Source organism: Rhizobium sp. CFBP 8752 (assembly GCF_014842035.1).
GTDB lineage: Bacteria > Pseudomonadota > Alphaproteobacteria > Rhizobiales > Rhizobiaceae > Neorhizobium > Neorhizobium soli.
Window position 1 is genome coordinate 2,261,885 of record NZ_JACYUZ010000001.1, and the last position, 12,781, is coordinate 2,274,665.

At 64.8% G+C, this 12,781-nt stretch carries 14 protein-coding genes; 2 read left to right on the top strand and 12 right to left on the bottom strand.

Annotation, left to right across the window (positions count from 1 at the left end; translation table 11 throughout):
• Nucleotides 1-20: 20 nt before the first annotated feature.
• The 5 genes from IFT59_RS10935 to IFT59_RS10955 all read right to left on the bottom strand — a co-directional run bounded on the left by IFT59_RS10935 (nt 21) and on the right by IFT59_RS10955 (nt 6,815).
• Nucleotides 21-3,818 (bottom strand): baseplate multidomain protein megatron, encoded by a 3,798-nt coding sequence (locus IFT59_RS10935; RefSeq protein ID WP_192086821.1) that lies wholly within the window; start codon nt 3,816-3,818, stop codon nt 21-23.
• A 563-nt stretch (nt 3,819-4,381) separates the two neighbouring features.
• On the bottom strand, nt 4,382-4,825 hold the full coding sequence (locus IFT59_RS10940; RefSeq protein ID WP_192086822.1) for an NlpC/P60 family protein: 444 nt from the start codon (nt 4,823-4,825) through the stop codon (nt 4,382-4,384).
• Complete coding sequence (locus IFT59_RS10945) at nt 4,822-5,697, bottom strand: DUF2163 domain-containing protein (protein WP_192086823.1); 876 nt, start codon at nt 5,695-5,697, stop codon at nt 4,822-4,824. Before IFT59_RS10945 ends, IFT59_RS10940 begins: the two co-directional genes overlap by 4 nt.
• Nucleotides 5,694-6,332: a DUF2460 domain-containing protein gene (locus IFT59_RS10950; RefSeq protein WP_192086824.1), complete on the bottom strand. Its 639-nt coding sequence runs from the start codon at nt 6,330-6,332 to the stop codon at nt 5,694-5,696. The genes IFT59_RS10945 and IFT59_RS10950 overlap by 4 nt, the downstream gene beginning before the upstream one ends.
• A gap of 9 nt (nt 6,333-6,341) precedes the next feature.
• A complete protein-coding gene (locus tag IFT59_RS10955; protein WP_192087145.1) occupies nt 6,342-6,815 on the bottom strand; it encodes a phage tail tape measure protein in 474 nt (157 codons plus the stop codon).
• Between the two features lie 169 nt (nt 6,816-6,984).
• Here IFT59_RS10955 and IFT59_RS10960 point away from each other — a divergent pair, with 169 nt between their 5' ends.
• The gene (locus tag IFT59_RS10960) at nt 6,985-7,755 is read left to right on the top strand and encodes a hypothetical protein (RefSeq protein WP_113111197.1); all 771 of its coding nucleotides are present in this window, start codon (nt 6,985-6,987) and stop codon (nt 7,753-7,755) included.
• 13 nt (nt 7,756-7,768) lie between these two features.
• On the opposite strand, the gene IFT59_RS10965 is transcribed toward IFT59_RS10960, so the two are convergent.
• The 3 genes from IFT59_RS10965 to IFT59_RS10975 are packed head-to-tail and all read right to left on the bottom strand — an operon-like array spanning nt 7,769 to nt 8,762.
• Nucleotides 7,769-7,984, bottom strand: a complete 216-nt coding sequence (locus IFT59_RS10965; RefSeq protein WP_192086825.1) for a rcc01693 family protein — start codon at nt 7,982-7,984, stop codon at nt 7,769-7,771.
• Complete coding sequence (locus IFT59_RS10970) at nt 7,984-8,334, bottom strand: gene transfer agent family protein (protein ID WP_446737815.1); 351 nt, start codon at nt 8,332-8,334, stop codon at nt 7,984-7,986. Before IFT59_RS10970 ends, IFT59_RS10965 begins: the two co-directional genes overlap by 1 nt.
• Before the next feature lie 20 nt (nt 8,335-8,354).
• The gene (locus IFT59_RS10975) at nt 8,355-8,762 is read right to left on the bottom strand and encodes a phage major tail protein, TP901-1 family (protein WP_192086826.1); all 408 of its coding nucleotides are present in this window, start codon (nt 8,760-8,762) and stop codon (nt 8,355-8,357) included.
• A 110-nt stretch (nt 8,763-8,872) separates the two neighbouring features.
• On the opposite strand from IFT59_RS10975, the gene IFT59_RS10980 reads away from it, so the two are divergent.
• Nucleotides 8,873-10,099, top strand: coding sequence for an MFS transporter (locus IFT59_RS10980; RefSeq protein WP_192086827.1), 1,227 nt, complete (start codon nt 8,873-8,875; stop codon nt 10,097-10,099).
• On the opposite strand, the gene IFT59_RS10985 is transcribed toward IFT59_RS10980, so the two are convergent.
• The 4 genes from IFT59_RS10985 to IFT59_RS11000 all read right to left on the bottom strand — a co-directional run bounded on the left by IFT59_RS10985 (nt 10,078) and on the right by IFT59_RS11000 (nt 12,780).
• Nucleotides 10,078-10,479, bottom strand: a complete 402-nt coding sequence (locus tag IFT59_RS10985) for a DUF3168 domain-containing protein (protein ID WP_192086828.1) — start codon at nt 10,477-10,479, stop codon at nt 10,078-10,080. The two genes, IFT59_RS10980 and IFT59_RS10985, sit on opposite strands and share 22 nt — an antisense overlap.
• The gene (locus IFT59_RS10990) at nt 10,476-10,808 is read right to left on the bottom strand and encodes a phage head closure protein (RefSeq protein ID WP_197978040.1); all 333 of its coding nucleotides are present in this window, start codon (nt 10,806-10,808) and stop codon (nt 10,476-10,478) included. The genes IFT59_RS10985 and IFT59_RS10990 overlap by 4 nt, the downstream gene beginning before the upstream one ends.
• Entirely contained in the window at nt 10,808-11,377 is a 570-nt protein-coding gene (locus IFT59_RS10995) for a head-tail connector protein (protein ID WP_192086830.1), read from the bottom strand. The genes IFT59_RS10990 and IFT59_RS10995 overlap by 1 nt, the downstream gene beginning before the upstream one ends.
• 119 nt (nt 11,378-11,496) lie before the next feature.
• A complete protein-coding gene (locus IFT59_RS11000) occupies nt 11,497-12,780 on the bottom strand; it encodes a phage major capsid protein (RefSeq protein WP_249407525.1) in 1,284 nt (427 codons plus the stop codon).
• Between the last annotated feature and the right edge of the window lies 1 nt (nt 12,781).

The following is a 12,781-nucleotide window of genomic DNA, read 5'->3' on the forward strand; positions in this document are numbered from 1 at the left end:
TCGGCACTCAAACTCGGCTGTCAGAACTCGATCGTCGCAAGCGCAGCAATGCCGAGCGGCACGGCTTGCCCGATCTGGCGGATGCGCAGGGTGAGGCTCGGCTGCTGAGAGCCGAAATCGGCAAGCTCGTCGCTCGCCGGATAAAGGAACAGCGGAGCCTCGACATCCACCCGCCGCACCACGACGTCACTGGTCCCGAGGATCTCGACGCGGTAGCCTTCGTCCGGCTCGTCTCGCGGAATATCGCGCCCGTCCCAGCCGTCGGCATCGACGCGCCCGCGCCGGATCCAGCGGAACTGGGCAGCGCCATCGGCCAACCGGACACCGCGGATATGCACCGGCGAAAGCGGCGTCTGCGCCCTTTCTCCACCGGCAAACACATGCGGTCCGGATCGGCCTCCGACGGCGCCCAGGCTTTCGGCCAGGAAATTCAGCCTCCGTCCCTGCTCGTCACCGGTCAGCCCGAGCGGCTTCACGGCATCGTCCAGCACCACGCAGGCCGCACCGACAGCGCTCCCGGCCGCCATCGCATCCTCGGTTCCCGCCAGTCCCCGCAGCAATCCGGACAGCCGCCATCGCCCCGCCGCGATCTCCTGCGCCTCGGCAAACCCGACGATCTCCCAGATGCCGTTTGACGCGCGGATGGCTAGCCGGTTGTCGCCGCTCAACACCGCCAGCGTCTGCGCCGACGAGAGACCGCCGAAATAAAGGTCGAGATCGAGCACTTTTGAGCGGTCGAACCGTCCCGTTACACCGGGATCGAGCGCCGAAACCAGCAAGCCGAGCCTTGCTGGGCGATCGACCGTCACCCGCCGGCGATATCCATCGGTCGTTGCCGAAGACGAAACCGCGATCCGCCGCCAGGGCCTGCAATAGGCTGCCACCGCCGCAAACCCTTCATCATCAGAGGAGGTCAGGTGCGGCAGGTCGAGGAAATGGAGGACCGGCGCAAAGGCGTCGCTCGCCGAACGCCCGCTGTCGCGCCGCGTCGTCACCGCGTCATACCGGCCAGGCGGAAGCGGCGCATGGCTCTGCGCCTCGATCCGCCGCACCGCCCCGTCCTCAACTCGCTGGACGACGAACATACCGTCAGGACCATCAGTCAGGTGCACCGCATCGCCGGGCTCAAGCGCCAGATCCTTCGGCGGCAGTGTGAAGGAGATCGAGCGCCGTGCCACGCGCTGCGCCCGCAGCACCGATTCCACTGCTCCGAGCGCCGCTTCCTCGCACAGCGTCGCCGGCAGGTCGTAGCTCGCCACCCGCTCGCTTTCAGCCGTGGCGCGGCGCGACCTTGCGCTCGCCTGCTCGTAGTCCAGAACCGGATTGTAGAAGCCGAGCACCGCTTCCGCCGGAAAATCGCTGTCGTGCCCCCGGCTTTCCGACCAGAGCGGTTCGCCCTCGACCTCCGCCATAACCCCAATCTCGCGTGCAGCAAGGCTCGCGCCCTGCCGTGATCGGAACCGCAAGCGTCCCGCATCCTCGCTGACGTCGATCTGGAACACGCTCAGCAGAGGCTCCAGCAGCGAGCGCGCCGAAGTCACGTCGGCCTGCACGTAGCCGGTCAGATCGCCGCTCACGCCGGACACGTCGAAATCGTCAAAACCGTGATCGGTCAGGATCGCCGCAATCGCATCGGCAAGCGTCGTGCCTCCCAGCCTGCCGTTCAGCCAATGCCCCGTGCGCCAGTTCTCGCCGTCGCTCCAGATCGTCAGGTCGTCGGGAAACGCCGGAGACGGCCGCACATCCCACGTCCAGACGAACACATGATCCGGATCGACCATGCCGGCGGGTGCCGCATCGCCCTGCCACCAGCCATGATGCGCTTCAAGAAACCGTCGCTGCTGGCTGTCGGAGCGCCCGCCGGACGAGAAATACGGCAGGCTGCTTTCCACCGATTTCGGATCGACAAACACATTCGGCTGGTTGGCGCCCTTGTCGACAGCCGGGCAGCCCAGTTCGGTAAACCAGGTCGGCTTCATAGCGGGCAACCAGGCCGTCGCTTCCGCACTCTCCACGCCGCCCACCCGGTTATAGTGACGGTTGCTCCACCAGCCCTGGATATCCTTGGCGCGAAACACCCAGGGCTTGCCCGCCAGCCCGTCGCTGATCGGCGAGCGCAGTCGGTTCGCCCGGTCGGCCTCGCTTGCATAATACCAGTCGAAGCCCTCACCCGCCGCAATCTGCGCCGCCATCGCCGCCCGGTCCTCGCAGGACCGGAACCCATCCGGATTTGCCGCTGCCAGATCCTCGTCGCGCCAGTCGGCGAGCGGCATGTAATTGTCGATCCCGACCGCATCGATATGAGGCGACGCCCAGAGCGGATCGAGATGGAACAACACATCGCCGGAACCATCCTGCGAGTGGTAGCCGAAATATTCGCTCCAGTCGGCGCCATAGGTCAACGCCGTCGCCGGTCCGACAAGCGCCCGCACATCCGCTGCCAGCGACACCAGCGCCTCGACAAACGGAAACTTGCCGCTCTGATCCCGGATCTGCGTCAGCCCCCGCAGTTCCGATCCGATCACCAGCCCCTCGACGCCACCGGCCGTATTGGAGAGCCCCGCATAGTGCAGCACCATCCGCCGATAGCCTTCCGCCCCGCTGGCAAAAGCCTCGACCTGCGTCCTCGCAAGAGCCGTCCTGTCGGCACTTCCAGCCAATCCCGCTGCCGGATGACAGGTGATCCGCCCGCGCCACGGGTAGCTTGCCTGCTCCGCCTTGCCATAGGGATCGGCCAGACCATTGCCCGGCGCGATGTCCATCATCACGAACGGATAGAGAAACACCTTCAGCCCGCGCGCCTTGAGATCGGCAATCGCCGCCAGCACGCTCGCATCCCCAGGCGTGCCGCCATAGGCCGGCCCGCCTCCCGACGAACTGACGCGATGCGCCGCGCTCCTGACCACGCCTGCAACCGACCATGGCGTGCTTTCGTCGCGCCGCGTCTCGACCTCGACGCCCGGCAGAATGCGGCATTGCCCGGCGCGCAGATCCGTCCCGAACCAGGCAACGACCAGCGCCACACTCTCGATATTGGGGCAAAGCGCCTGCAATTCGTCGAGCGAAGCCTGCCAGTCCGTCTCAGCCACCATCGTGTTTCGGTTGAGAATGCGGGCGCTGCCTTCCGCCGTCTTCTCGGTCACCTGGACCGTGTGATAGCCATGCTCCGTCGCACCGGGAATGATCGTCACCGCCCGGATCTGCCGCTCCAGTGTCCCGACCGGCCGCACCACCTCGAACTGCAGCAGCGGAATGCGGTTGCCAAACGCTTCGAGCGGCAACCGGTCGAACACGACATAGGCAAGCCCGCGATAGGCCGGCGCCTTTCCTTCCCCCTGCTTCGCCTCGATCAGCGGATCCGGCAACTGCGTCTCGTCGCCCACATGCACCCGCATCTCGATCGCCGTCAGGTCCAATTCCTGGCCATCGGCCCAGACGCGCCGCACGCAGGCGATCGGACGCTCGCAGAGCCCGACGGCGAAGTTGGCGAAATACTGAAACGTTTCCGTCTGAGACCCGCCCGTCGCCTTGGCGCCGCTCCGCTCCCGCGTCGCCTCCTCCTCGAACCGCGTCGCCCAGATCAGCGTGCCCCCGATCCTCGCGGTACCATACAGCCGGCTGACCGCCGCCCCTTCGTCCGCCCCCGGAATACGCGCCGTCGCAAGCCTCGCACCCGAGACGGTCGAGGAGCCGCCAAGCAATGCCCGATCAACGACGCTCCCCGCCAACGCCCCCGCCGCCCGCCCAAGGATCGCCCCGACAGGACCGAACACCCCACCAAGTGCCGCACCCGCCGCCTGAAACAGGATCGTCGCCATGGAAACCCCTCACGCCGACCCAGTCGTGACCTGGATGCGCGCTCATGCTGTGGATCTATCGGATTGCGGGATGGAGGTGGCTGCCCCTCACCCTAACCCTCTCCCCGCTCGCGGGGAGAGGGAACGTGCCTCGATTAGGCTGGAGCAAGCAGCTTTCGTCCTTCTCCCCGCAAGCGGGGAGAAGGTGCCGGCAGGCGGATGAGGGGCAGATGCACATTCGCCGACGCCAGCCGGATGAGTGGCAGATCCCCGCTCATCCATCACCTAGATACCCGCTAAAATTGTGATAACGTATCGGCGTTTGGAAGCAGAATGCAGCACGCGCCGCGCCAGCCGGCGCATTGGCGGAGATGGGCTCCGCCAGCTCAGGCAGGGAGCCTTGTTTCCAACCATGGAGGTGATGTCATGAGGCTTTGGCCAATTGGCATGACGCTTATCGTGAGGGTGACCCGGACGGGCTGGTCAATGACCGTCCGGATCAATTTCACAAAATAAGCAAACCGATGGGTGGGGTGACAGCCCCATCCATCACTCCATGATCATACGCGGATCCTCGCCAACTTTCAACCATCCCTTGCCGGCGGAAACCGGTGCACGGCAGCGATTTTGCGGCGCCAGGAGGGCACCAGAACCGAGCGCGTCACCGCCACCTGCTCGTAGGCATGAATGAAATGGGACGGCCCGACGAATATGCCCGCATGCTTCACCCTCGTGTCCGGTCGCCAGCGAAACAGCAGCAGATCGCCCGGTTGCATCTGACCAAGGTGAAGCGCCGGTCCAAACAACCGGATGCCAGCCTCCGCCATCCGGTCCTCGCCGCCCCGTTCCGCCCAATCGGGCGCATAAGGCCCCACCGGTTCCGGCTCCTCGCCGTAGAGCTCCCGCCAGATGCCGCGGATCAGGCCGATGCAATCGCAGCCGATGCTACGCGTTGCGCCCTGATGCCGATAGGGCGTGCCGATCCAGCTCTCAGCCACCGCGACGATCCGCTCTCCTGCGCCGCTCATTCGAACAGCGCTCCGCCATCATGCAGCCGCTCGCCATCCACGTAGGAATAGGCGAAATCTGCGCCCGGCACATGCGGAAAGCCGCGGAAATTGAGGATGTTCGCAAACCGCCCCCGGCACATCGAAACCGTCTTGTCGCAACCGGCCGTCAGCGTCACCGCCTGCCCGGGAACGACCGTCTGCTCCAGCGGCAACCAGAATGTCAGCACCGCCTTGCCGTCTGCGCGTCGCTCGTGAAGCTCGACATCCACCTGCGACCCGCCGGGAAATTCCGCGATACCACGCCCGAAAAATCCCTCCGCAAAACCGAACAGACCCGACACGACGATGCGGCTTTTATCAACGACCGCATCCACCACGCCATTCCCGCGCCAGGCCGAGAGGTCGACCCGGCAACGGGTATCGCCAAGGCTCGCGTCGCAGCGCCTGCCATAGACACGGCCCTGCGGCTGGCCCAGCCGATGCGCAAGGCTGCGCAACTCCGCCCTGAAAGCCCCGCCCGATCGCGAAACTTCGCCGATCTCGCGGATATTGAGCAGCATATGCTGAGCCGGATCCGCCCAGTTGACCACGAACAGCTCAACCCGCGCGCCGTCATAGCGCCCGCTTGCAAGATCCGCCTCGTCGATCGCAGCGCTGGAGAGGCCGCCTTCCACCTCTTCCGCGCTGGCTGCCATGCCGAGCGCCTGTTCTGCCTCGCTTGCCGCAAAACCGCTCGCCGCCAGAAATGTCGTGCCGTCGAATACCAGATCGCGGTCATGCTCGGTAAACCCAAGCACCACCGCGTCACGTCGCGTCACCCGCCAGCAATAACAGATCGTGGTCGCCTCGCCGATCAGATGGGCGGCAAGACCCGCCGGGATCGCCCTCATGCCAGCACCTCCGTCAATGGAATGGCCGGGATACGCCCGGCGTCGAAATGCGCCAGATTGATCTCGATCCGGTCGGTATCGAAGCGCACGGCCACGTCGAATTCGAACCCGGCCCGCACGATCTGGCCGGCCGTAGGCACCTGCCCTTCCGCAAAGGTCACGATGCCGGTCGTCGTATCGACGGTGAAGGACGTCGCTGCCTTCGCCACGCCGCCGACCGACACGACCACCGTTCCCGCCACAGGCTTGGTGATCCGTCGCTCCCAGCCGCCGGCCGCATCCGCATAGGTTTTTGTCAGCGAGAACGCGGAGGTCGCCCCATCGCCGACCCCGATCTGCTGGTCGCTTGCCGAGATCGCCTGGCCCGGACCGCAGGATTTCCAGTCGACGGGATCGCGAAACCGAAAACCGTAGAGCTGGCCGCCGCGCGCCTCGAAGAATTCCAGAACCGCATAGAGATCGGCAACCGATTTCACCCCGGATCCGGCCTCATAGCTTCGCCGCGAATCGCGCCAGCGCTGGTTGCGGCTTTCGCGTCCATTGGACAGGTTGACGATATCGGTCCGGCGCACAGGCCCGCCGCTTGCCCCAAGCGCCACCCGCAGGGGAAAGCGCACTTCATGAAATCCGCTCATCGATGCCCCTCACAATCCTCTGTTTCCGCGCGAAACGCTGCGTGCCAGCATGGCCGAAATCTGGCCCTCGCTCTTGCGAAAACTCGCCGCATCGGTCGCCGTCACGTTGAACACCACCTGCGCTCCCCCGCCGCCGCCAGCTGACGCCACGCCGAGCGCCCCGTCCGCGCCGCGCCGTAGCGGCAGGATCGCCTCGGCCCCCGCCTCGCCCATCAGACCGGTGCCGCCACCCATGGGAAAGAAGGTCGGCGCCCGCACGACACCGCCATCGGCAAACGGCGTCACCGAACCGATCAGCCCGCTCACCGCATTGCCCAGCAGGCTTTCGAGCGGCTTCAGCCCTGCCGAGAGCGAAATATCCGCCAGCCGGTTGCCGAGGCCTTTCAGCACGTCGTCCAGCCCCTTGCCCCCGGTCGTCGCCGTGCTCAGCGCACTGGCCAAAGCCCGGCCGAACCGGTCCGAACGCGCCTCAAGATCCGCCATCACGCCGGACAAGGCTTCAGCCCCCGTCACGGCCGCACCAAACGTCTCGTCATCTGGATCCACAGCCTCAGCTCCCGTTCAAATTTCGCCGACCAAACACCTTGCGGCGGGCAGGAACAATGCTAGATTGCAATTAATACTATTTGCACCTTAAGATGGAGGAGGCCGAATGCTGATCGATCGAACATGGTTCCGCAAAAATCTCGGATGGATCATTCTGTTTCTAGCTGTCTTACCGGCTGCAGCCTGGGTCATGGTTTACGGCAGCATCCACCTCCCGGTACTCACTTTCGCCCTGTGCGAGCAGACCAGATGCACCGCTCAGGACTGGGCAAGCGCGACCAGCGGTTGGGCAGCTCTGGTGGCTGCCATCATCGGAACCTTTCTGGCACATGGCCAGCTTTCGCAACAGCGCCGGCAGACTGCCTTCATGCTGGGCGATGCGCCTCCGACGATCGAGCGCGTCGTCATGCGTGACGACCAACAGTATGACTGGATCAGAGTCATCAACTGGAACAGACGAAACTTCAACATCGTCGAGGTGCAGGCGACGGTCGGGTTTCGCAACATGCCGATGGGCAGCGTGAAATTCGTTCGCAAGAACGGGGATGGCTCAATCAGGGAGCTCACACCCAGCGTCGAGGCGGGCAAACTGCAGTATTTCGTTGCCATCCCTGGCTGGATAGATCGTCAGACAACGCCCGGCGCGGTCGAGTTCCGATGCGCCTTCGATCTCAAGTCGGCTCCGCGCGCCCTGGCGAGAAAGCGCGGAAACTACATCACCTTCAAGGTAGCGATCTTCTCCGGCGAGGATCTGACCGAAAGAACCCTGAAGATCAGGCTACCTGCCGGGACGGTCGTGAACTACGTCGATCAAAGTATTGATCTAGTCAACGATCAAGGACTGCACCCGGTCGCCTCGGTTGGTCACATGTCATGAGGCGCGGGGCGAACTAGCCATCCGGAAAAGCCCGCATCAGCGTCTCCAGCCCAGCTCGCTCGATCGACGTTGTGCGTTTGATCAGACCACCGGTTGCGGCAAACAGCTCCCGTGGCGTCAGCGCCCAGAATTGCGGTGCGGAAAGCCGCAGCAGGCAGAGACCGGCATGCATCGCCGCGTCCCATGGAAAAGGCTCAAACCCTTGCGCCTTCCCGCCCGCTGCGGCCATTAGGGGTTTGCGGGTGACGTGCCATCATCCGTTCCGAAGGCAGCACTCAGCAACTCGCCGACGATCCGCGCGCAGGAGAGGATCCCGCCATCGACGCTCATCGCCGCCGCCTCGTCGTCGGTAATCAGGTTGCCGCCGCCGCGAAGGCCCGCCCCGATGATGCGGATCATGTCGGCTGCCTTCATCCGCCCGGAGGAAAACCGTCCCGCGAGCTCCGTCAGATCGCTCGCCGCAAACGCCGTTTCCAGTTCTGCCAGCGCGCCCAGCGTCAGGCACAGGATCCGCCGTTCGCCGTCCATTTCGGCCTCCACCTCGCCGCGGCGGCGGTTGGCCCGTCCATGCATGCCCATGAAATCCCCCTTTCATGCTCCTACAATGCTGTGAAACTCACGACGCCGGCGGATTCGAGTGCAATCTCGAACCTCACCTCGCCATTGTGCTCGCCGGAATATTCGAGCGCCGTCACCTGGAACGCCCCCGCGAGCGTCGCGAAACTGGGGATGATGATCTGCCAGGAGGGGATCGTGCCGCCAAAGAATATGCTGCGCACCAGCGCGTCGCTTGTGCCGTCCTTGAAGATGCCCGAACCGCTCAGCGATGCCCGCTGCACCCCCGCTCCGCCCAGCAGTTCGCGCCAACGCCCGGTGCTTTCGGCATCGGTAATGTCGACCGTTTCCGCGTTGAAGGCGATCCGCCTGGAGCGCAGTCCCGCCACGGTCAGAAACGTCCCGCTATTGTCCACCTTCAGGAGAAGGTCCTTGCCCTTCTGTGCCGCCATGTCCCGATCCTTTTCCAACCGCTTTCAAGTATTGATGCTTTCGGCGTCGCCGCCGACCTGCTACAGCCGCGGGACAGATTTCCTTGCCCGCTTCCCATCGCGATATCGCATTGACCAAGTCCCCCCTCCGGTCCGCCCGGACCATTGGCGTTCTCGCCATCACGCAACTCATCGGCTGGGGCACCACGTTCGAAAGTCTCGGCGTTCTCGGTCGCTCGATCGCGCCCGATCTCGGCCTTGCCAACGAAATGGTGTTTGCCGGACTGTCGGTGATGATGCTCGCCAGCGCGTTTTGTGGTCCGCTCGTGGGACGGCTGCTCGGGCGCCATGGGGCAGCAAAGGTTCTGGCTGCCGGTTCCGTATTCTTCTGCGTCGGGTTGCTCGTGCTGTCGCTTGCGAACGGCCTGCCGCTTTATGCGGTCGCCTGGATCCTGCTCGGTGCCGGCGGCGCCTTTTGCCTGTCGGCACCGGCCTATGCGGCCGTGGTCGAGCGTGAAGGCACGAAGGGCCGTCGCAGCATCACCATCCTGATGCTGTTTACCGGCCTCTCCGCCACCATCTTCTGGCCGCTGCTCAGTCTCGGAAACGATCTCATCGGCTGGCGCACCACGCTGATGGTCTGCGCGTTCCTGCATCTGTTCGTCTGCGTGCCTCTTTACCTCTTTGCGCTGCCGAAGCCGATCGCCTGGGATACGGCAGATGCCGGCGTCGATGCGCCGCCGGTCGCCTTCACAAAGCGGCAAGGCAAGCTCGCCTTCCTTCTGGTCGCCACCGCCACCACCATTGCCTCCTTCGCATCCTACGGCGTGTCGCCGTCGCTTCTGGAACTGTTGCGGCAATCCGGTGCGACGCCTGAATTTGCCCTGCAGCTTGCCGCAGCGCGTGGCGTCATCGGCATTTCGGCGCGTGCCTTCGATATGCTGCTCGGCAAGCGCGGCAACCCGTTCATCACGGCAGTGACCGGCAATAGCTTCATGATCCTCGGCTTTCTCAGCCTCATCGTCCTGCCGTCGTCGACCGCAACGCTGTGGATCTTCATCGGGCTTTACGGCATCGGCTCGGCCGTCCTGCAGGTCGCAAAGGCGCTGCTGCCGCTCGCCCTGTTTTCACCGCGCGACTATGGCCGCCAGGCCGCACGGCTGTCCATGCCGCAGAACCTTGCCAATGCGCTCGCCCCCGTCGTGTTCACAGCACTTCTCGATCGTTCGGGCGCGCTGACGGTTCTCGTCGTCACCGTGCTTCTCGCCGGCTCCGCGCTTACCGGCATCCTCTTCCTCATGCATCTCGTCCGGCAAAGTAACCGCATGGCGGCCTCTCACTCGGTCACCGCGCGATAACGCAGCTCGACCTGAAGATATCGCGTGTTCGGCTCGCGCCTGGTGCGCGATCCCGTTCGCAACAGGCTCACCAGCACAAACCCTTCCAACGTCAGCGCCGCATCGTGCAGCAGCGTGTCCACCCGGCTTGCGATCTCCTGCGCCTGCCGACGCCCTTCGGCCTGCGACCAGACGGTGATCGTCAGGCTATGCGCCTCGCCCGGTTCCGTGCCGGTCGAATAGTCGCGCGTCTCCCACTCCCCGAAGGCGATCGCCGGCAGCTTCGGCTTCGGCAGCAGTCGGTCATGAACGCCGCCTTGACCGACCAGCGCCGTCAGTGCCGCGTCGCCGGTCAGCCGCGCATGGACCGCCTTCATCAGCGCATTGTTAGCGGATGTCATGGGGCCTGCTCCTCGCATTGGCAGACCAGATAGCGACCGGTCTCGTCAGGGTCGCGCACCAGTTTCAGCAGGAAGATGCGTGCGCCTTTGGTCAGCCTCTGCCCGGCCGCGACATCGCTTCGAAACCTTATCCAGATCCGGTGACTGACCGTGCCCACCTCGGCGCTTGCCGCCTCCGTCACCACAAACGAAACCGGCTCGATCTTCGCCCAAACGGCCGCCACAGATTGCCAGGTCACGGTCGCCCCGCCCTGACCGTCGGACACGGCAACCGGCGCTTCCAGCTCTAGCCTCGCGGTCATCTGGCCCGGATCGAGAAACACCACCATCACAGCCTCCGCATGCGAAAGGCCGCGATCAGGCGCTCATAGCCATCGGGAATTCCCGCCGGCTGCTGGTCCGGCGACAGCACGCCGCGGAAGGCGAACATATGGCCGATATGGATCAACATCGCCCGCTTCAGCGTATCCGGCACATCGGTCCCGGCCTCGCCATAGCCGGCCGAAAAGTCGATCTCGATGCCGTTCATCACCTGGCCGGGATCGATCGTCGAGCGCAGCCACAGTCGCGCTGGTCGCCCCTTGCCGTCGAGCAGATGGTCTTCAAGCGACACATGAACCGCAGTGCCTGCAGCGTCGTAAACCGTAACAGTCTGAATCGCTTGCACGGGAGACTTGAGGATGCGGATCACGCCGTCGCAGGGCCAGCGGTCGAGATAGAGCCGCCAGGACTGCGCCATCAGGCATAGGCCCGTCTCACGCTCCAGATGCTCGCGGGCAGTCGCAATCAGCGATCCGATCAGCGCATCCTCATCAGCGCCGTCAAGACGCAGATGCGCCTTTGCCTCGGCAAGCGTCAGCGGTTCCGCCAGGGGCGGATTGGTCTGGGCATAGGTCATGGGGATCCTCGTCGAAGATGATATCCGGCCCTGCCCCACCCTCTCCCCGCCGCTGCGGGAAGAAGGTGGCGATGGCCGGATGACGGGCAGTTCCGGCAAGCGTCGGTAGGCTTGGCCGATCAGCTCACGGCGAACCGCACCAGCTTGATCGCCTCGAAGTTCTGCACCCCGCCGCCGACCCGCTTGGTGGTGTAGAACAGCACATAGGGTTTGGCGGAATACGGATCGCGCAGGATGCGCACGCCGGCCCGATCGACCACGAGATAGCCCGAGCGGAAGTCTCCGAAGGCAAGCGACGTCGAGCTTGCGGCAATGTCAGGCATTTCCTCGGCTTCTGCGATCGGAAAGCCCATCAGCGAGGCGGCCTGGCCCGCACTTGCCGGCGGCCGCCACAGGTAGTTGCCGTCGACATCCTTGAACTTGCGGATATCGGCCTGCACCTTGCGGTTCATCATGAACGTGCCGTTCTGACGATGACCGGCCTTGAGCGCGTAGATCACCTCGATCAGCGTGTCGGAGGGATTAGTCGCCTTCCAGCCGCCGGCAACGCCGGTTGCGATATAGCCGAGACTGCCCCAGGCCCAGCTCGAATCGGCAACAGCCGTATAGGCAAGAAAGCCCTTCGGCTTGTTTACCCCGTCACCGCGCACGAAGGCATCGCCCTCCTGCTCGGCAAACACGATGTCCACCTCGCCGGCGATCCACGCCTCCATGTCCACAGCCGCGTCGTCCAGCAGCGCCTGGGTGGCGGCCGGCATCGCGTAGAGTTCCATCGTCGGGAAGGCGAGTTCGGCCAGAAGCGGCGTATTGGTCTGCGGCCGCGCCGCCGTTTCCGCCACCCAGCCGGTGGTCAGCCCCGTCGTGGAGAACGGTTTCTTCAGGACGGAGGTCGAGACGGTGCGCACGGTCGAGAGCGCCCGCATCGGCGACACGACGGACACGCGGCGGCCGATTTCCGTGTCGGTCTCCGGCGGCACCAGATAGCCGCCATCGGCGCCGACCCCAACCGAGAACGCCTTCGCCTCCAGCTCGCGCAGCCCACTGTCCTCGCCGCGACGGATATAGGCGTCGAACCCCGCCTTGTGCTCCAGCGCCTCAGGCGAAAGCTCGGCACTCTGGCCGTAGCCACTTCTTCCACCAAGCGGCGGTCGCGCCTTCTTCAGCGCCAGCTGGTCCAGCACCCGTTTCTGGTCGTCCATCGCACGGTTGATGCGATCCACCTTGTCGCGGGTCACCACGTCGGCGGTCAGCTTCTGCTCGATCTCGCCAAGCCTTCGGTCATTGACGTCCTTGAACGCCTCGAACGCTTCCATGAATTCATCGAGCGCCGCCGTCACCGTCTCAGGCACGGCTTTCACTTCCGGCGCCACGGCGCCACTTCCCTGCACATGTTCCGTCATCATG

Excerpts from the sequence above, each read along its gene's own strand:
- IFT59_RS10935 (WP_192086821.1), bottom strand. The coding sequence starts at position 3,818 with ATGGCGACGATCCTGTTTCAGGCGGCGGGTGCGGCACTTGGTGGGGTG.
- IFT59_RS10940 (WP_192086822.1), bottom strand. The coding sequence starts at position 4,825 with ATGAGCGGCGCAGGAGAGCGGATCGTCGCGGTGGCTGAGAGCTGGATC.
- IFT59_RS10945 (WP_192086823.1), bottom strand. The coding sequence starts at position 5,697 with ATGAGGGCGATCCCGGCGGGTCTTGCCGCCCATCTGATCGGCGAGGCG.
- IFT59_RS10950 (WP_192086824.1), bottom strand. The coding sequence starts at position 6,332 with ATGAGCGGATTTCATGAAGTGCGCTTTCCCCTGCGGGTGGCGCTTGGG.
- IFT59_RS10955 (WP_192087145.1), bottom strand. The coding sequence starts at position 6,815 with ATGGCGGATCTTGAGGCGCGTTCGGACCGGTTCGGCCGGGCTTTGGCC.
- IFT59_RS10960 (WP_113111197.1), top strand. The coding sequence starts at position 6,985 with ATGCTGATCGATCGAACATGGTTCCGCAAAAATCTCGGATGGATCATT.
- IFT59_RS10965 (WP_192086825.1), bottom strand. The coding sequence starts at position 7,984 with ATGGCCGCAGCGGGCGGGAAGGCGCAAGGGTTTGAGCCTTTTCCATGG.
- IFT59_RS10970 (WP_446737815.1), bottom strand. The coding sequence starts at position 8,334 with ATGGGCATGCATGGACGGGCCAACCGCCGCCGCGGCGAGGTGGAGGCC.
- IFT59_RS10975 (WP_192086826.1), bottom strand. The coding sequence starts at position 8,762 with ATGGCGGCACAGAAGGGCAAGGACCTTCTCCTGAAGGTGGACAATAGC.
- IFT59_RS10985 (WP_192086828.1), bottom strand. The coding sequence starts at position 10,479 with ATGACATCCGCTAACAATGCGCTGATGAAGGCGGTCCATGCGCGGCTG.
- IFT59_RS10990 (WP_197978040.1), bottom strand. The coding sequence starts at position 10,808 with ATGGTGGTGTTTCTCGATCCGGGCCAGATGACCGCGAGGCTAGAGCTG.
- IFT59_RS10995 (WP_192086830.1), bottom strand. The coding sequence starts at position 11,377 with ATGACCTATGCCCAGACCAATCCGCCCCTGGCGGAACCGCTGACGCTT.
- IFT59_RS11000 (WP_249407525.1), bottom strand. The coding sequence starts at position 12,780 with ATGATGACGGAACATGTGCAGGGAAGTGGCGCCGTGGCGCCGGAAGTG.